This is a genomic window from Bacillus sp. FSL W8-0640 (assembly GCF_038007725.1).
Classification (GTDB): Bacteria; Bacillota; Bacilli; order Bacillales; family Bacillaceae_G; genus Bacillus_A; species Bacillus_A cereus.
Window position 1 is genome coordinate 1,383,817 of the sequence record NZ_JBBOXT010000001.1, and the last position, 17,665, is coordinate 1,401,481.

The following is a 17,665-nucleotide window of genomic DNA, read 5'->3' on the forward strand; positions in this document are numbered from 1 at the left end:
GAAAGCAATGCCTTTTCTTCTATGTATATGTGACAAGAAGGGGGGAGCTGAAATGAAGAAACATTTTTCAAAGACACAATTAATGGGGATGCTCCTCATCATATTTGGGTTCGGTCTTTTTCTTGATATGATACTTGGACATTTTGAACCAGGTGGTCTCATTTTTGCATTTATTATGCTTATGTTTGGAAGGCATTATCGTAAAAAGAATCGTTATGTACGGGGAAATGTATTTTTATTTGTTGGTGGTATCGTATTTTTATTCTTCTTATTTTCATCAGCAGCATTTGTTCTTGTCGTATTTGCTTGTTTAGCTTTAATTGGTTATCAATTGATTCAACAAGGGCATCAGCAAAAAGCAATGAAGGTTGAAATTAAAGAAAAAGGGATGATAGACGAAGAGAAGCAAATATTTCGTACAGAACCATATTTGAAAAATATGTTTGTAGGCAATGTGCGAATGATGGATCATATTTATGAACTTGAGGATATTAATGTTCAATATGGTGCTTGTGATGTGGAAATAGATTTAACAACTGCTATGATTCCAGAAGGGGAAACGGTAATTGTTATTCGAGGTGTCGTTGGTAATATTCGTTTATATGTGCCATATGATATTGAACTTTCTTTAAATCATTCTGTTATTGTCGGGCGTGTGCTCTTGCCAGGTCATGAAGAGACAGGGTTTAACCGCAATGTTACATTTAGAACAGAGCAGTATAAAGAGGCTCCTCGACGTATTAAAATTATTTCTTCGCTTGTCGTAGGCGACACGGAAGTGAGGAAAGTATAATGAAGAAACAAAAAAATATTTCGTGGATGTATATTCGTTATTCTATGTTGTCCTCTGTTAGTATCGCACTCATTTGTACAATTGTATATGTATGGAAAAGCGAGCAACAAGTGTATGATTTATTATGGAAGGAATCCATCGCTTCTGTTCCAATTGGCTTGTTTATTATGACTACAAGTTTACTTATCGGGGGAATTGTAGGATATGCAATCGGTTACTATATAGAGCAGCGTATACAAGGATTAAATACGTTTCTATTTGAAGTAGAGCGAGGGAATTTTCCGAGCGATGTTTCGTTTACTGCAGATGATGAATTTCATGAAGTGGAACGAAAAGTAATCGTTCTGGCTCGTCGATTAGAGGAGCAAGCTGGACTCTTTCAAAAAGTAACGAATGAACGAGCTCATTGGAATGAAGAGATGAGACAAGAAGCGATTTCTCAAGAAAGGCATCGTTTAGCAAGGGAGTTGCATGATTCAGTAAGTCAGCAGCTTTTCGCAATGTCGATGATGATGTCAGCGATTAATGAACAAATAACTGAATTTCCAGATGTGACAAAAAAACAATTGCAACTTGTTGAAAATATGGTTGTAAATGCTCAATCAGAAATGAGAGCATTGCTCCTTCATTTACGTCCTGTACAATTGGAAGGTAAGAAACTGACAGAAGGTATAGAGGAATTATTAACGGAATTATCACGAAAACAACATATGAAAATTGAATGGCTTATTGAGCCAATAGAATTAAAAAAAGGTGTAGAAGATCATTTATTCCGTATTGTGCAAGAAGCGCTATCAAACACGTTGCGACACGCGAAGGCAAAGAAAACAGAAGTGCGCCTTCGAAAAATTGATCAATATGCGATTTTAAAAATCATTGATGACGGCGTTGGGTTTGAAGTAGGGGTTAATAAGGCTGGTTCATATGGCCTAAGATCGATGCAAGAGCGTGTTCATGAAATTGGTGGGACACTCAAGGTACTTAGTTTCCCGGCCAAAGGTACACAAATAGAAGTAAAAGTACCGATTATGATTGAGAGAGGAGGAGAAGTATGATAAAAGTATTGCTTGTCGATGATCATGAAATGGTTCGTATGGGTGTATCGGCATATTTATCTACACAGCCAGATATTGAAGTAGTAGGGGAAGCTGAGAATGGAAGAAAAGGATCAGAATTAGCATTGCAATTAAGGCCGGATATTATTTTAATGGACCTTGTTATGGATGAGATGGACGGTGTCGAAGCAACACGTGCTATTATTCAAGAATGGCCAGAAGCAAAAATTGTAGTTGTAACAAGCTTTTTAGATGACGAAAAATTGTATCCTGTTATTGAGGCTGGGGCGACCAGTTACTTATTAAAAACATCAAGAGCAAGTGATATTGCTGATGCTGTACGAGCTACTTATGATGGAGAAACAGTATTAGAGCCGAAAGTTACCGGGAAAATGATGTCCCGTATGCGTCAAAAGAAAGAGCAACCTTTGCATGATGATTTAACGGAAAGAGAGTTTGAGATTTTGTTATTAATCGCAGAGGGAAAAAGTAATCAAGAGATTGCGGACGAGTTATTTATTGCACTGAAAACGGTAAAGACACATGTGAGTAATATATTAAATAAATTGAATGTAAGTGACCGTACTCAGGCGGTTATTTATGCATTTAGGCATCAATTAACGAAGTGATAAAGTGAAACTTTAATCAGTGGGGAGGTTGTTCCTCCCCCACTGATTATCAGCCCTCACCAATCGGGCTTTTACGGGCAGTTAATGCGGGATAAAGTGAAACTTTAATTGGCGGGGAATTCCTCGCTGATTATTGGCTCGATACAATATAGATTTGGCGTTAAAACTATTGAATGTTTTTATTGACGATAAATAATGTAAGCGTTATCATTGAGGTGTTAACAGTACATATAAAGGGGAGAATGTATATGTTAGTTCAAACTATATTCGGAATGGATAAGTCTAAAAAATTAGGGGATTATGTGAACGCATTACAAGCGCTTTGTGAACAATATAATGTTGAAACAGATAAAATTGCGATTATTGAGGCTACAGAGGAATACTATTTATTTTTAGTAAAGCAAGAAGAGCACTATGATGTTGTCAAGGTAGAAACAGTTGATACGAATATTGAATATTATACGAAGGCTTATAAAATAAGCAGTTTTAATCATGCTGCGTATCAAATGTAAAAAAACTCCCTTTTGGGAGTTTTTTTAGGAGGCTTTTACTTCGTGAGATTCGGTTACTAATGGAACTTTTTTCGTACCGCTTAACTTAGCCATTGCAAGACCAATAAGAGCTCCTGCTAATGCTGGTATTAGCCAGCCGATTCCTTCATTATATAAAGGGATAAATTCAAAATATGGTGTGATAAATGAAACTGAAATACCACCTTGTTTTAATCCATCAAATACGCTCACTACAGCTGCTCCAATTAAAGCACCTACATAAACAGAGCGATATCCACCGAAGTATTTATGAAGTAATGATAGTAGTACGAGTACAATCGCAATTGGATACACAACAAGTAGAATTGGAACAGAGATTGCGATAATTTTCGTTAAACCTAAGTTGGCAACTAGTAATCCTAATGCGCAAATGATACTCGCGAACGTTTTGTATGAAAATGTAGTCAATAATGTTGAAAAATATTGGCTGCACGCAGATACGAGTCCAACGCATGTCGTTAAACAAGCGAGTGTAACGATAAGAGATAATAGGAGCAAACCGTATGGACCGAATAATTGTTGTACGATAACAGTAAGTAGCTGTCCGCCATTTTTTGCATATCCGAGCGAGACGCTAGTTGCCCCAAGCCAGCCGAGTGCACCGTATACAAGTACGAGCCCTGTAGCGGCAATAAGCCCTGCTTTTGCTGTGGCGATGGCAATGGACTTACGATCATTCACACCTTTAGAGCGAATTGCATTTACAACGATAATTCCGAATGCAAGTGCTGAAATAGTGTCCATTGTTAAGTAGCCTTCCATAAAGCCTTTGAAGATTGGAGAAGTTTGATACTCTTGCATTGCTGGTCCTGATTGCCCAAGTGGTGTAAATACACTTTTAACAAACAATAAGAAAATAGAGAGTAATAAAATAGGTGTTAATACATTTCCAATACGATCAACAAGTTTAGATGGATTCAAACTCAGCCAAAATACGATAGTAAAGAAGATGATTGTATATACAAATAGCACTAGGCTGCTAGAGCGGATTGTTTCTGGTAAGAAAGAACTAACACCCATTTCATAAGCGACATTTGCAACACGTGGGATGCCCATAGATGGACCGATAGCAATGTATACAATTACTGTAAAGAAAATTCCGAATAATGGATGAACATGACTTGCAAGTTGCTGCATTCCATTTCCAGATAGAGAAATTGCGATAACAGTTAGTAGTGGTAAGCCAACTCCTGTTAGTAAAAATCCAATCATTGCTGGCCAAAAGTTTTCACCTGCATTTTGGCCAAGCATGGGAGGGAAAATTAAATTACCTGCCCCAAAAAATAAAGAAAATAGCATAAGACCCGTGAAAAAAATATGTTTTTTTGATACAGTGTTCATTGTTTTTCCTCCTTTTTTAAATTCATTTGTAAGAACACAAAAAACTCGTCCCTAAAGAAAGGGACGAGTTATATTTACCCGCGATACCACCCTAATTTACACATGTAGAAATAAATCTATATGTATACGGCTTTGCAACGTACAACATGATACGTGTTCCTTGTAACGGGGGACGGCCGGTAAGAACTTACTGTAACATTCGGTTCTACTTCTCGGAGATGATTTTCGGTTACGCGCTGAACGTTGGCTTTCAGCAAATCGCCAACTCTCTGGGGAACAGTTCTATAACGTACTCGTTCTCGTCAATGAATTTTTATTCAAGTATTCTGACAGTATTGTTGCATGTTTTTTTTAGAAAGTCAATATGTTTTTTGAAAGATATATTTATATACGGAAATATCGAAAGTGATATTCGTTGTTGTAAAGGAAATGATGAATTGTAAAATGGGAGTGAAAATTTGCGGAGAATTGTAAATTTTATAGAGAAAATTGATATTTATAGGAGTGAAGAAGGGATTGTTTGAATTTATAGAGAATAATACAACAATCCACTTGCTGGAAAGAACAAACCAAAAGAGGTGACTGAAATGCTTGCGATGGGAGTATTATTTGGCATTATTGCTATAATTGGTTTTATGTGGTTATATTATTCGCGTTCGTTTAAACAAGCAGAAGTTTTACTCTTTCAAAAAGGTAGTTTGTTGACAAATCAGTCTAGATATTTAGTATGTCCGAAGTGTGGAAGTGCACAGGCCAGAAGTGGAGGATATCAAGAGTGTTGCAAAATTAGATTATGAAAGAAAGGAAGCCTCACATTATTTTGTGAGGCTTCCTTCCTTACAACTTCATGGCGCTCCAAATTGTCCATCGATCTCTTTCAATAATAGGAGAGACGTTTTGTAATGCGGTCTGTATATGTTGTAGAAGTTGAGAAAGTTCATCATCTGTTAACTCATATAGAATGGATCGACCTGTTCGAGGAGATAAATCTTGCAATAATGTTTCTACAGAATCATGTATTTTTCGTATTTCCCATTGTGTTTGTGTGGGAAGTACATGAAGAGAATGTTTTTGTAATTCTGTCTGTATAGTGTTGGTTTTTGGACGTCTTTTTGACTCTATTTCAATAAGTTTTGGAAATAGAGAGAAAAAATATCCGCGAATGTGTTCGGGACTTCCTGGAATTGTACAATCTTCAATTGTTCGATCTTGTAAAATAAGTACACCGTTTTTATTTAATATACGAGAAGCTTCACGTAAAAATGTAGGAATGTCTTGTAAATGATGAATAACTGCACGCGAAATAACTATGTCGAATGTTTCATTAGGGTATGGGATATTATGTGCATCACCGTGGATGAATGAAATGTTTGAAAAGTTGTTACAATTTTCTTTTGCAGCTTGTAATATTTCTTTTGAAAAATCAAGTCCCACAACATTATTGGCTCCCATAAGAGCGAGTTCTTTCGTATAAATCCCACCACCACAGCCGATATCAATTATTTGCTTGTTTTGTATTTCTGTAATGTTTTTTACCATTTCAGCCCAAGAAATATGAGCGTTTCTTGTTGCATATGTGTACTTATTATTTTCATCATGAAAATTAATGGACATGATAAAGACCTCCTTTCAATGATTAGTATAGCGTATTTAATAGGATGTCACGTTTTTGTTTTATGTATGAAGATTATAAGGATTTCTTATCGTAAGAGGAGGATTAATTTGAAAGGGAAATATGTATTGGTGTTGTTGTTTGTTATGTTACTAGCAGCTTGTGGTCAAGTTGAACCGAAAAAAGAAACAAAAAAAGTAGAAGAGACGGTGAATGAAGTGAAAGAAACAATAGGGGTAACCGTTATACAAAAAAAACATAAAGAGAAAAAGTTGCAGGAATCAGAAGCGAAGTTAGTAATAGACATTTTGAATAAAGCTGAGAAACAAGAAATAACAGGAAGCTTCGGTGAACCTGAATATGAAATACAAATTAGTAGAGATGGGAAAAAAGAAACTTATTATGCATGGTTAAGGGGAGAAGATAGACGAGGATGGGTGCAATATAAGAAAGCTATGTATATGTTGAATGAAAAAGATACGGAAAAGCTTTTGGATATATTTCCAAATGTCTCAGAACAAAAAGAAGATGAGATGCAGGTAAGCCCTTTAACGGAAGTAACAAAAAAAGATTTGCAGATTACCGCGTTTCATATTAAAACAGGCGATCAAAACGTGAATTATACGGTACGGTATACGATTTCACAATCACTATACAATAAGTTAGTGAAGGAGCAAGAATATTATTTGCAACTCAATTTTCCAGAAAAAGTTCAAAAATTAATTGGAGCAAAAGAGAGTGAAATGATTTTAGGTGAAAAAGTAAAGGAAGGGTATAAGCAATATGAATTACATGCTACTGTTCCGATAAAAAGCGCTTCAGAATCACAATTAAAATCATTAGAAACATATTACGAAAGTTATGATTTGAAAATATTAAACAGTAAAAAAGAAAAAATAGGTGTGTTTCAAAATATAATTCAGATTGTTAAAGATTATGGTGAAAAAATGAATTTTCAAAGATAAAGTGAGACTTTAATTAGCCCTTACGGATTGGAATGAATATAAACTCGTCAAATCTATATGACCTTTCCTAGGAAATGATAATAGAGAGGGGAAAGCACCCCTCTCTATTACTTTGCTTTTGCAGATGGCTCATTCATTGATTTTCGTGTAATAAGAAAAGAAATCATAAGAGCGGAAAGGATGACAAGGGCAATAAATACGTGATTGGGCAACAAATCTAATAATAATACGTAACTAACGGTATAAAAAATAAGAGTTGAAGCTAAAAACGATAGAGCACCTATTATAAGAGATTGTAAATTCATTTTTGTACACCTCCTTTTATTTATATTTTTGGCTGAAAATGGATTATATAAACATTATTTCTAACAATAGAAAAAAATATGTCATAATAGAGAAAAGAACAAGCTTTAATGAATGAATATGATTCATTAATGAGAGATAAAGGAGAGGAATATGAAAAATAATAAAAAAGGATTATGGGGAATTATTGTTGCGATAGGTCTATTTTTACTGTCTAAGTTAAAGTGGGTATTTGCAATTTTTAAATTAGCAAAGTTTTCAACGGTATTTAGTATGTTTCTATCGCTTGGCGCATACGCAGTTCTATATGGTTGGAAATTTGGAGTGGCGCTCATTTATTTGTTGTTTGTTCATGAAATGGGCCATTTATGGGCTGCGAAAAGAAAGGGGATCCCAACATCGCCAGCAATCTTTATTCCATTTATGGGGGCCCTTATTGGAATGAAAGAGATGCCGAAAAATGCGAAAGATGAAGCTTACATTGCCTATATGGGTCCGCTTTTCGGACTTCTGTCATTTTTACCCGCGATACCGCTTTATATAATGACGAAAGAGCCATTTTGGGCGCTTGTTATTTTGCTTGGAAGTATGATTAATTTCTTTAATTTAATTCCCGTTTCGCCGCTAGATGGTGGGCGAATTATTTCAGTTGTCAGTACTAAAATTTGGGGAGCAGGCCTTATTTTATTACTTGGCTATTCAATTTACTTTAAAAGTATTTTGGGAGGATTTATTGTTATTATCGGTTGTATGGAGTTATATAGAGTAATAAAGAGAGATGAGCCGATTAAGGAATTAGGGCATAAAATTGATGGGATGAAAGAATATGTTACTAGGCTTGAAGAGGAATTAAAAGAAACGGGTGCTGTACATCGGACTATATACGTGATGCATCATGAGATGAATGCATTAAGACAAAGAGAACGGGAAAAAGAGTTACAAATAGGTGAACTTCAAAAAATGGAAGTGTTAGAGTATCTTTTACCGAAGTTCGAACCGTTAGATTATGTTCCATATGAAGATGAAAAAGATGAGTATACAATTCACATAAGGGAAGCATTTGAAGCGTCAGAAAGAAAATTAAATGAATGGAAAACAGAAAAGGAACAACAAGAAAACTATTATAAAGTGGATGCGAAAACGAAATGGACAGTATTTGCTTGTTATATTGGATTAATGGCTATACTCGGTTACACAGCTTATGAAGGATATATTGTTTTACAAGAACATTTGCCAACGAGAAATGTATAGAAAAATATTGTCGAAATGATAGGAAGAATTTATACAGGAATTATATTTCTACGAGAGAAAGTTACAAGTATAGTCATACATTGTAATATTTTTAGTAGAGAAGGAGTTCTGTATATGAAGAAATTGTTAAGTGTATTCGGGATTATTATCGTGATGATCATTGCAAGCTATAGTCTTATGAAAGTGCTGTTACATTATGCGAATAAGCCTGCTGAGGTAAATACAATAGCTCAAATAGAAGATGTGCAAGAAGAGACAAAAGTGCTAAATTTTATTCGAATGACACATGAAAGCTATAATAATTTCTTAAATTACGGTAAAGCAGAGAATTATACAGACGGGGATTGGAATCAATTTAAGCAATGGTTTCAACAACAAGAATCATCGTTAAAAAATATACATACAGAAATAAAGAATGAAAAAATAAAACGTGATGTAAATAGAAGCTATGAAATTGTAAAAAAAGGTGTGGAACTTCAAAATATTGAGTATGTAGTGTATGCCCACCGTGTATATCATGACTTGGATATTATCGTAAATAAATATAGAGGTGAAACGAATATCTGGGGATATACGGAGTTTGGCGATGGGAAAGATATAAAAGTAATTGAACAAGCTATACAAACAAAATAATAAGCTAGCTAGAATTCTAGTTAGCTTATTTTCTTTTGTAAATACAATGTTCATATATTATTCACAAAAACACCGTGTTAATAGTGATTAAAATCACAATCTGCATTATAAGATTCAGTTAAACTAAAAACAGTTAAGGAAATAGAGGAGTGGGATACAATGTTAAGTGCAAAAACAATTGAAATCGTAAAGTCAACAGTACCATTATTACAAGAAAAAGGCGTTGAAATTACAACGAGATTTTATGAAATTTTATTTTCGGAACATCCGGAGTTATTGAATATTTTCAACCATACAAATCAGAAAAAGGGAAGACAACAACAAGCGTTAGCGAATGCTGTTTATGCAGCTGCAACGTACATTGATAATTTAGAAGCTATTATTCCAGTTGTAAAACAAATTGGTCATAAGCATAGAAGTTTAGGTATTAAAGCAGAGCATTACCCGATTGTAGGTACATGTTTACTACGTGCCATTAAAGAGATCGCAGGTGCACCTGATGAAGTTTTAAATGCATGGGGAGAAGCATATGGTGTCATTGCTGATGCATTCATTAGCATTGAAGCAGAGATGTATGAAGAAGCTGCACATAAAGAAGGTGGATGGAAAGACTTCCGCAACTTTGTGATTGTTAAAAAAGTGAAGGAAAGCGATGTTATTACGTCATTTTATTTGAAACCTGAAGATGGAGGGAAAGTTTCTTCATTCATCCCAGGTCAATATGTAACGATTCAAATCAATATTGAAGGTGAGACATATACACATAATCGTCAATATAGTTTATCCGATGCTCCTGGGAAAGAATATTATCGTATTAGTGTAAAAAAAGAAAAAGGTGTAGATACACCAGACGGTAAAGTGTCTAATTACTTACATGAACATGTAAAAGAAGGAGATGTTTTACCAGTAAGTGCACCAGCGGGAGATTTCGTGTTAAATATGGATTCAACATTACCAGTTGTACTAATTAGTGGTGGAGTAGGGATTACACCGATGATGAGTATGTTAAATACGTTAATTGAACAAGATTCAAAACGTAATGTATATTTTGTTCATGCAGCAATAAATAGTAATACACATGCAATGAAAGAACACGTTAAGACAGTAGAAAATGAATATGAACAAGTTAAAGCATATACTTGTTATTCTGCACCGACTGAAAAAGATTTAGAAATGAAGAACTTTGATAAAGAAGGTTTCATTGAAAGTGAATGGTTAAAAACTATTATTCCGACAACTGAAGCAGAGTTTTATTTCTGTGGTCCAGTAGCATTTATGAAGCATATAAATGCTGCACTAACTGATTTAAGTGTGAAACAAGAGCATATTCATTATGAATTTTTCGGCCCAGCAACAAGCTTACAATAAGCAAAAAAACGAGGTATTTATTTTACCTCGTTTTTTATTTGTTCTCGTAATAAACGGTTTACTGTTTCACGACGTATACCTATCAGTTGACCAATTTCGGTTTGTGTTAATATTTCATATATAGGAATGTCACCTAAATATAGGGCGAACCATTCTTGTAAACGATGAAGACGTTCTTTCGGAGAGACGGTTGTCAATTGATCAATTCGTTGTTGCATCATTCTTAATTTAGATTGCAATTGCATAGCGATGTTAGCATACGATTCGGGATTTGCTTGAAGTCTCTCGTACCATTCACTATTAGTGATCGGTTCCACTTCTGTTTTTATTAAAGCGATAGCTGTACCGTGATATTCTTTCGGTGAAATTAAAGAATGATGAGGTATCGTTTCACCTGGAACGATAATGTTGAATAAAAATGGTGTTCCGTCTTCTTCTAGCCGAACTACTTTTAATAAGCCTGTTTTTATAAAGTATAAAGGACCGTCCTCGCCTTGACGGAATAGTACATCTCCTTTGTGTAGAATCAATGTTAGCCCCCCATTAATATGTTTCTATTTCTTCTATTTTAGCGTATATGTATATAGACAATATGCTATTTCAACAGCAATTTCATTGACGAAATGTATGCTATTACAGTAGTATACTATTTAGTGTGTAATAGTACTAGCAATGAATACGCTGTAGGGGGTTTAGTATATTGTTAGATGCGATGAGAATGACGGATATGAGAATTCCGGCGAATGCTATCATTCATGTAGAAGAGATGAAAGGTGGAGTCGTTTTATCCGTTGAAGTAGACGGCCAAATTATTTATACGATGGCTTATGATGAAGAAACAGATAGCTATGCTGAATTATATGATCGAAACGATAAGAGGGCGTGCCAAGTACATGAAGACTTCATGGGGTGGTCACTTCTTCATTAAAAAAGATGTCAATATGACATCTTTTTTTATTAAATCGATAGAATATACAAAGAAATGAAATATAAGGATAAAATTTGTAATAATTGATTTTGCATTGTTAGCACTCTGTAACTGCAAGTGAACTATTTTTTCGCTATCATAAAGATAACAGTCGCAGTTATAGGAGTGGTCAACTTGAAGAAAGTACATATTTCAAATTATATGTTATTATGTGTTTGTTTAATTTTATTTGTTCTCCTCGGAGGATTTTTATATTCATGTGTATAAGAAAAACGCATTCTAAAAAGAATACGTTATAAAAGGGAAATAATGATTAATCTAGTTCCAAGAATAATCAACGTAATACGTAATAAATTAATTACGGCGTTACCACTTAGTTTTGTATTAATGTAAGCCCCGATTTTTCCGCCAATCCATGCACCCGGAATCAGGATTAATGCATAAATCCAGCTGACATTTCCAAGTGAGATGTGAGTTACAGAACTTACAATTGCTGATAGAAATACGATGAACATTGAAGTTGCTACTGCAATATGTGCTGGGAATGCAAAAAGAAGCATCATTGCTGGAACAAGTAAGGCACCGCCACCAATTCCAAATAATCCAGATATAAACCCAACTATAAAGGCGATAAAGATAGCAAGAAACGGTGGGAATTGGTAGTGTACAGTATTTCCATCATTATCTGTAAAAGAACGCTTAATTACAGACGTATTTGAGAGGGAAAGAGGTTTTAATTTGTCTCGAAGCATAAGTAGAATTGAGACGAATATAAGGAAAATCCCAAAGTATAAAGAAAATGTGTCTTGGTTTAAAAATTTATTTGCCCATGATCCGATAATACCACCAGGGCCGCTTCCGATAAATAAAATAAGTCCACTTTTATAATCTACTCGCTTATGCTTCATGTAAGTAAGGGTGGAAGATAGTCCTGTGAAAACGACTGTTACCATAGAAGTCCCTACTGCAAGTTGTGGTGATAAACTGTGTAATCCAATTAATAACGGAACAATAATAATTCCGCCTCCAAGCCCAACTAGGCTGCCGACTGTTCCGGCGATTAGTCCGATGAAAAGTAACATGATGTATTCCAAAATTGCCAACTCCTCTAAATAACTTATCCACCAATTATTATACACGCTTTTTAATGAGAAATAGGCTTGTTCACAAAAAAGTCGTCTTCCTAGAAAAATAAGGAAGACGACTTTTGATTAGAAAACAAAATGTAATAGGTAGTAAAACAGAGCAGCTAAAGAAGCTGAAATAGGAAGTGTAATAACCCATGTAATTAACATGCGTTTTGCAGTTCCCCATTTTACCCCTTTCACACGGTGAGAAGCACCAACCCCTAAAATAGAAGAAGAGATAACGTGCGTCGTACTAACCGGTAAGTGAATGAATGTTGCACCGAAAATAACAAGTGATGATGATAAATCGGCAGCTACACCATTTACAGGACGAATTTTCATAATTTGTCCACCGACAGTTTTAATAATTTTCCATCCGCCGACAGAAGTACCAAGCCCCATTGCGATAGCACAAGATAATTGTACCCAGAACGGGATATCGCTAGAAGTATGATAGTTATTAGCCATAAGAGCCATCGTAATGATTCCCATTGCTTTTTGTGCATCATTCGTACCGTGTGTGTAGGCTTGTAATGCTGCAGTGAAAATCTGGAATATACGGAAGTTCTTATTCGTTTTTGTTAAGTTAAAGTTTTTAAATACTACTTTAAAAATACTGTATACGGTATAACCAATAACGAAAGCGATAATCGGTGAAATGATTAAAGCTTCAATAATTTTAATAAATCCTTTAAGATTTAGCGAGCTAATCCCAGCGGCCGCAATTGCTGCACCTGCGATTGAGCCGATAATTGCATGCGAAGAACTACTTGGAATACCGTAGTACCAAGTAATTAAGTTCCAAGCTATCGCCGCAAGCAAAGCAGCTAAAATTACAAGAGAACCATTTTGTAAGGCGAATGGATCAACGATATCTTTTGTAATCGTTTTTGCTACACCTGTAAATGTCATTGCGCCCAAAAAGTTCATAATAGCCGCCATAATAATGGCATGTCTAGGCTTTAGAGCTTTCGTTGAAACAGCCGTTGCAATAGCGTTTGCTGTATCGTGAAATCCATTGATAAAGTCAAAAGCTAAAGCGCAAATGACTACTAAAACGGTCAGTATCAAGAGTGTATCCATGATCAAACTCCTTACGCGTTCTTCATAATAATTGTTTCTAATACGTTTGCAACGCTTTGACAGCTATCAGCTACTTCTTCAAGCTCTTCGTAAATCTCTTTAAATTGAATAATCTTAATCGGATCTTTTTCACGAGAGAATAAGTTCTTAATCGCATGACGGCGAATATCATCACACTGTGATTCATAATCCTTAATCTTAATCGCATTTGTACGAATGTCGACTAATTTTTTGTTAGACATTAATTCAACAGAGTTTGCAATCTCAATCGCACATTGATTAATTGCTTCTACGAATTTAATCATGTATTCATCTGCTTCTGTAATAGAATACATTTCGAACAGACCAGCACTGTGATCTAATCCGTCTAATACATCATCCATACTCATTGCAAGTTGTAGGATGTCCTCACGCTCAATCGGAGTGATAAACGCTTTGTTTAACTCCATAATGATTTCGTGAATAAATGAGTCACCTTTTGACTCATACTCTTTCATGCGCATAGAAAACTCTTTTAAATCGCTAGCATTTTTAATTTTATACTCCACGAAAAACTGCGCGCCTTCTTTTAAATTTTCGGAAACATTCATTAACATTTCAGAAAATTTATCTTTTTTTGATTTAAAGACCATTATTGTTACCCCCACAAAAGTAATATATGTAAAATATATTGGCTAATCAATTCTAACAAAAAACTGTCGTTTTTTAAAACATTTTATCGAAAAGTTTACAAAAACTTAACATAACTCTCGTTGTTCTATTAATAATATTAATATCCAATAGTGAATATCTTACTTGTAGAATGTCCTTTTCTTGCAAAAAGTATGAATGTAAAAGAAAAGCTTTACACTATAGGAATGACTACGTTATTATAATAAATTTAAAAGGCGGTATATTCTTCCTTTTAAAAAGAAGAGTGTAAATAAATGAAGGAAGTGAACGAATGAAATTGAAGAACACTCATTTTAAAAAAATGCTTGAGTGGTTCAATAAGAGGAAGAAACTTCGTAATTCATTAATTGTATTGGGAAGTGTATTCGTTACTCTATTTATTGCTGTAAATATAATAATTTCCATTCAAGACATATCTGAACTAAAACAAGCTGTTCCACAACCGACTTTAATTTATGATGCAAATAATGAGGTCGCAACTAAATTAGCTTCTTCGAAAACAGAAGGCGTTAAAAGAAAAGATATTCCTGATATTATGGTTCAGGCAATTGTTGCAGTAGAAGATAAGGAATTTTTTAACCATCATGGTATTTATTATAGTGGAATTATAAGTGCGGTTTTTAAAAATATTACAGCAGGAGAAGTTGTAGCAGGGGGAAGTACAATTACACAGCAGCTTGCGAAGAATGTATTTCTGACACAAGATCGTACATTTTCTCGTAAAATAAAGGAATACTTTTTAACAAAAAAAATAGAACGTACTTATACAAAAGATGAAATTATTGAAATGTATATGAATCAAATTTATTTTGGGGAAGGTGCTTGGGGTATAAAAAGGGCAGCAAAATCTTATTTTGATAAAGATGTAAAAGATTTAACAATTTCAGAAGCTGCAACGATTGCAGGCTTAATTAAAGCACCATCTGCATATTCACCTTATAAAAACTTTAACAAGTCAATTGAAAGACGTAATGTCGTATTAAGCTTAATGAAAGAGCAAGGATATATTTCTGACGAACAGTATAATAAAGAAAAAGAGAGTGGTCTTGTATTAAAACGTGGTGTGGATGATAAATACAAGGGAAAATATTCTCAATATGTAGACTATATTGTTAGAGAAGCGATGGACAAATACGAATTAACACAAAATGAAATTTTAGCAGGTGGTTATCGTATTTATACTGAGCTTGATCCGAAAAAACAACAAGCTGTAGAAGATGTTGTGAATAATGATAGTTATTTCAAAGATAGTGGCTCAGATCAACTTATGCAAACAGGTGTAGTCCTTATAAATCCCAAAACAGGCGGTGTTCCAGCTTTAGTTGGGGGTAGAGGACCATATCAGTTTTTACAATTTAATCATGCTACGCAATTAAAAAGACAGCCAGGTTCAACATTAAAGCCTCTAGCTGTATATGTACCCGCTTTAGAACAAGGGTATGAAGTATACGATATATTAAAGGATGAACCATTTAATATTAAAGAATATAAACCACAAAATAGCGATCATACTTTTCACGGTGATGTGACAATGTATGAAGCTGTGGCAAAGTCGTACAATGTTTCGGCTGTTTGGCTATTGGAACAGATTGGATTAGATAAAGGATTGAAATCTTTAGAGCGATTTGGTATTCCATTAGTGCCAGAAGATCGTACGTATCCAATCGCTTTAGGCGGTATGCATGTAGGAACATCCCCATTTGTAATGGCTCAAGCGTATAGTACATTTGCAAATGATGGTGTTCAAGTGGAAGCTCATGCGATTAGAGAGATACAAAATGCGGAAGGTGAAACGATTGGAAAGTGGTATAAGAAAGAGACACGAGTGACAAGCGAGAAAATTTCTCAAAAGATGACATATTTATTAAAAGGCGTTGTCGAAAAGGGAACGGGTGAAAAGGCGAAAGTTAATAATGTTGATACGGCCGGTAAGACAGGAACTACTCAAATTGTAAATGGCCCAAGCACCGGCGCAAAGGATTCATGGTTTGTTGGATACACACCAGATTTGGTAGGTGCGATTTGGGTAGGATATGATAAAACAGATAGCGATCATTATGTTCCGGGTGGTAGTCAAATTACGACGACAATGTTCCGGGATATTATGAAAAAAGCGAACGCAAATCCAGCTCAAAAAGCATTTCAGTTATCGCTCATATCTGAGGCTGATTATAAAAAACAATTGACTACAATAGAAGAGGAAAAACGAAGAAAAGAAGAAGAGAAGAGAAGGAAAGAAGAGGAACAACAAAGAAAAAAAGAGCAACAAGAGTGGATTGATAAAGTGAAAGAATGGATTCCTTCATTTTGGTAAAAGAAAGAGGCGAATAATGAAATTCGCCTCTTTTTTGTATGAAAAACAAAATGAAACTTTAAACGATTGAAATTATCCCTTCTCCGTACTAGTTACTACTCGTTAAGTATAATGTTCGTATTGCCAAAGGATTGAGAATCGTATGTGACAATTATTTTTCCTTTACTAATAGGTTCGTAAGGTAATTCTTCTTCGTAATTACCATTATTTTCATTGTGGATAGAAAGTGTAATTTCATCGATTTTTTTATTTGTATACTGATCTTTAATCGTTTCAGCAATTTGAAGTAACGCTTCGGAACTAGAAGCTTTCGTAATAAGCATTCCCGTTATAACTTTCTTTTCATTTTTTGTTGCATTGGAATAAGGGATGTTGCTTTGTTTCGTATACAAAATTTTGTATGGAACAGTTTTTCTATCTGCTTTTGAAATAGTGGAATATTTTAGAGTTAAAAAAAATCCTACACATAAAATAATGCATACCATAAGAGCAATCCAAATGCGTATCGGTGACATAACTCTCATTTTTCATCCCTCTTTCATATCTTTGACTTCATTATTTATCATACAAAATGAGGATTAAGATAGAGTAAATTTGAGGTAAAGAAACGTAAAGAAGGAGCACTTATCCTCCCAAACAAGTGCTCCTTTTTATTAAAAGAGAGATTTAATAGACAATCAAAATCACATCTATTACTTATAAATGTGCTTAGTCCTCCCAAAATATTTTCGGAAATTGTGGTTAGTAAATTCGGAAGACAGATAGTGTCGCAGTTGTATCGCCCGCAGGTCCTTGAGCGCCTTGAGGCCCTTGAGCACCAGTAGTCCCCGTAGTTCCTCCGCCTAGGCAACCAAATCCATATTGAACTGGAATAGCTTGACCAAGAGCTTGAAGAAGTATAACAAATTCTGTAAGTTCTGACTTAGGGATGTTAATATGGTTACATGCTCTTACTTCGCAACAATCATTACCATAAAATACTTTTCCTTTATTTTTATTGTTCATCTTTTCATTCTTTTCTTTCATAGAATCATTAGTCA

Annotated in this window: 20 protein-coding genes and 1 other annotated feature; of the genes, 11 read left to right on the forward strand and 9 right to left on the reverse strand. The window is 34.7% G+C overall.

The genetic code is table 11. The features are described 5' to 3' along the window. Nucleotides 1-52: 52 nt before the first annotated feature. From liaF to N2V80_RS07265, 4 genes are all read left to right on the forward strand, one after another. Complete coding sequence (gene liaF / locus N2V80_RS07250; RefSeq protein ID WP_061654649.1) at nt 53-793, forward strand: cell wall-active antibiotics response protein LiaF; 741 nt, start codon at nt 53-55, stop codon at nt 791-793. After that, entirely contained in the window at nt 793-1,848 is a 1,056-nt protein-coding gene (locus N2V80_RS07255; protein ID WP_000744326.1) for a sensor histidine kinase, read from the forward strand. The genes liaF and N2V80_RS07255 overlap by 1 nt, the downstream gene beginning before the upstream one ends. Further along, on the forward strand, nt 1,845-2,477 hold the full coding sequence (locus tag N2V80_RS07260; RefSeq protein ID WP_000598707.1) for a response regulator: 633 nt from the start codon (nt 1,845-1,847) through the stop codon (nt 2,475-2,477). Before N2V80_RS07255 ends, N2V80_RS07260 begins: the two co-directional genes overlap by 4 nt. A gap of 173 nt (nt 2,478-2,650) precedes the next feature. Further along, nucleotides 2,651-2,989, forward strand: coding sequence for a DUF3922 domain-containing protein (locus N2V80_RS07265; RefSeq protein ID WP_115735452.1), 339 nt, complete (start codon nt 2,651-2,653; stop codon nt 2,987-2,989). 24 nt (nt 2,990-3,013) lie between these two features. Here the strand turns inward: N2V80_RS07265 and brnQ3 are convergent, their stop codons facing one another. Continuing rightward, complete coding sequence (gene brnQ3 / locus N2V80_RS07270; protein WP_001099140.1) at nt 3,014-4,369, reverse strand: branched-chain amino acid transport system II carrier protein BrnQ3; 1,356 nt, start codon at nt 4,367-4,369, stop codon at nt 3,014-3,016. Nucleotides 4,370-4,425: 56 nt separating this feature from the next. Further along, nucleotides 4,426-4,684, reverse strand: a binding site (T-box leader). A 272-nt stretch (nt 4,685-4,956) separates the two neighbouring features. On the opposite strand from brnQ3, the gene N2V80_RS07275 reads away from it, so the two are divergent. Beyond that, nucleotides 4,957-5,166, forward strand: a complete 210-nt coding sequence (locus N2V80_RS07275; RefSeq protein WP_000880630.1) for a hypothetical protein — start codon at nt 4,957-4,959, stop codon at nt 5,164-5,166. Between the two features lie 40 nt (nt 5,167-5,206). Here the strand turns inward: N2V80_RS07275 and N2V80_RS07280 are convergent, their stop codons facing one another. Continuing rightward, nucleotides 5,207-5,983 (reverse strand): class I SAM-dependent methyltransferase, encoded by a 777-nt coding sequence (locus N2V80_RS07280; protein WP_000026286.1) that lies wholly within the window; start codon nt 5,981-5,983, stop codon nt 5,207-5,209. A 108-nt stretch (nt 5,984-6,091) separates the two neighbouring features. Here N2V80_RS07280 and N2V80_RS07285 point away from each other — a divergent pair, with 108 nt between their 5' ends. Next, a complete protein-coding gene (locus tag N2V80_RS07285) occupies nt 6,092-6,946 on the forward strand; it encodes a hypothetical protein (protein WP_000677064.1) in 855 nt (284 codons plus the stop codon). A 107-nt stretch (nt 6,947-7,053) separates the two neighbouring features. Here N2V80_RS07285 and N2V80_RS07290 read toward each other — a convergent pair whose 3' ends face one another. Then, nucleotides 7,054-7,251 carry a hypothetical protein gene (locus N2V80_RS07290; RefSeq protein ID WP_001053356.1) on the reverse strand — a complete coding sequence of 66 codons (198 nt, stop codon included), beginning with the start codon at nt 7,249-7,251 and terminating at the stop codon, nt 7,054-7,056. Nucleotides 7,252-7,402: 151 nt separating this feature from the next. On the opposite strand from N2V80_RS07290, the gene N2V80_RS07295 reads away from it, so the two are divergent. The 3 genes from N2V80_RS07295 to hmpA all read left to right on the forward strand — a co-directional run bounded on the left by N2V80_RS07295 (nt 7,403) and on the right by hmpA (nt 10,501). After that, nucleotides 7,403-8,500 (forward strand): site-2 protease family protein, encoded by a 1,098-nt coding sequence (locus N2V80_RS07295; RefSeq protein ID WP_000794491.1) that lies wholly within the window; start codon nt 7,403-7,405, stop codon nt 8,498-8,500. A gap of 114 nt (nt 8,501-8,614) precedes the next feature. Beyond that, nucleotides 8,615-9,133, forward strand: coding sequence for a hypothetical protein (locus tag N2V80_RS07300; RefSeq protein ID WP_000735526.1), 519 nt, complete (start codon nt 8,615-8,617; stop codon nt 9,131-9,133). Nucleotides 9,134-9,292: 159 nt separating this feature from the next. Then, on the forward strand, nt 9,293-10,501 hold the full coding sequence (gene hmpA / locus N2V80_RS07305) for an NO-inducible flavohemoprotein (RefSeq protein ID WP_000947317.1): 1,209 nt from the start codon (nt 9,293-9,295) through the stop codon (nt 10,499-10,501). Between the two features lie 17 nt (nt 10,502-10,518). On the opposite strand, the gene N2V80_RS07310 is transcribed toward hmpA, so the two are convergent. Continuing rightward, a complete protein-coding gene (locus N2V80_RS07310; protein ID WP_000600581.1) occupies nt 10,519-11,031 on the reverse strand; it encodes a Crp/Fnr family transcriptional regulator in 513 nt (170 codons plus the stop codon). Nucleotides 11,032-11,201: 170 nt separating this feature from the next. Between N2V80_RS07310 and N2V80_RS07315 the strand changes: the two genes are divergently transcribed. Beyond that, the gene (locus N2V80_RS07315; RefSeq protein WP_000883009.1) at nt 11,202-11,429 is read left to right on the forward strand and encodes a hypothetical protein; all 228 of its coding nucleotides are present in this window, start codon (nt 11,202-11,204) and stop codon (nt 11,427-11,429) included. 293 nt (nt 11,430-11,722) lie between these two features. On the opposite strand, the gene N2V80_RS07320 is transcribed toward N2V80_RS07315, so the two are convergent. The 3 genes from N2V80_RS07320 to N2V80_RS07330 form a co-directional block, all read right to left on the reverse strand. After that, entirely contained in the window at nt 11,723-12,523 is an 801-nt protein-coding gene (locus tag N2V80_RS07320; RefSeq protein WP_061654650.1) for a sulfite exporter TauE/SafE family protein, read from the reverse strand. A gap of 117 nt (nt 12,524-12,640) precedes the next feature. Beyond that, nucleotides 12,641-13,639: an inorganic phosphate transporter gene (locus N2V80_RS07325; protein WP_000380273.1), complete on the reverse strand. Its 999-nt coding sequence runs from the start codon at nt 13,637-13,639 to the stop codon at nt 12,641-12,643. Nucleotides 13,640-13,650: 11 nt separating this feature from the next. Further along, a complete protein-coding gene (locus N2V80_RS07330) occupies nt 13,651-14,271 on the reverse strand; it encodes a DUF47 domain-containing protein (RefSeq protein WP_000231449.1) in 621 nt (206 codons plus the stop codon). A 311-nt stretch (nt 14,272-14,582) separates the two neighbouring features. Here N2V80_RS07330 and N2V80_RS07335 point away from each other — a divergent pair, with 311 nt between their 5' ends. Next, nucleotides 14,583-16,625, forward strand: coding sequence for a transglycosylase domain-containing protein (locus N2V80_RS07335; RefSeq protein WP_061654651.1), 2,043 nt, complete (start codon nt 14,583-14,585; stop codon nt 16,623-16,625). A gap of 95 nt (nt 16,626-16,720) precedes the next feature. Here N2V80_RS07335 and N2V80_RS07340 read toward each other — a convergent pair whose 3' ends face one another. Together N2V80_RS07340 and N2V80_RS07345 are read right to left on the reverse strand one after the other, a co-directional pair. Further along, the gene (locus tag N2V80_RS07340) at nt 16,721-17,149 is read right to left on the reverse strand and encodes a hypothetical protein (RefSeq protein WP_001265589.1); all 429 of its coding nucleotides are present in this window, start codon (nt 17,147-17,149) and stop codon (nt 16,721-16,723) included. Nucleotides 17,150-17,366: 217 nt separating this feature from the next. Further along, nucleotides 17,367-17,651 carry a hypothetical protein gene (locus N2V80_RS07345; RefSeq protein WP_061654652.1) on the reverse strand — a complete coding sequence of 95 codons (285 nt, stop codon included), beginning with the start codon at nt 17,649-17,651 and terminating at the stop codon, nt 17,367-17,369. Between the last annotated feature and the right edge of the window lie 14 nt (nt 17,652-17,665).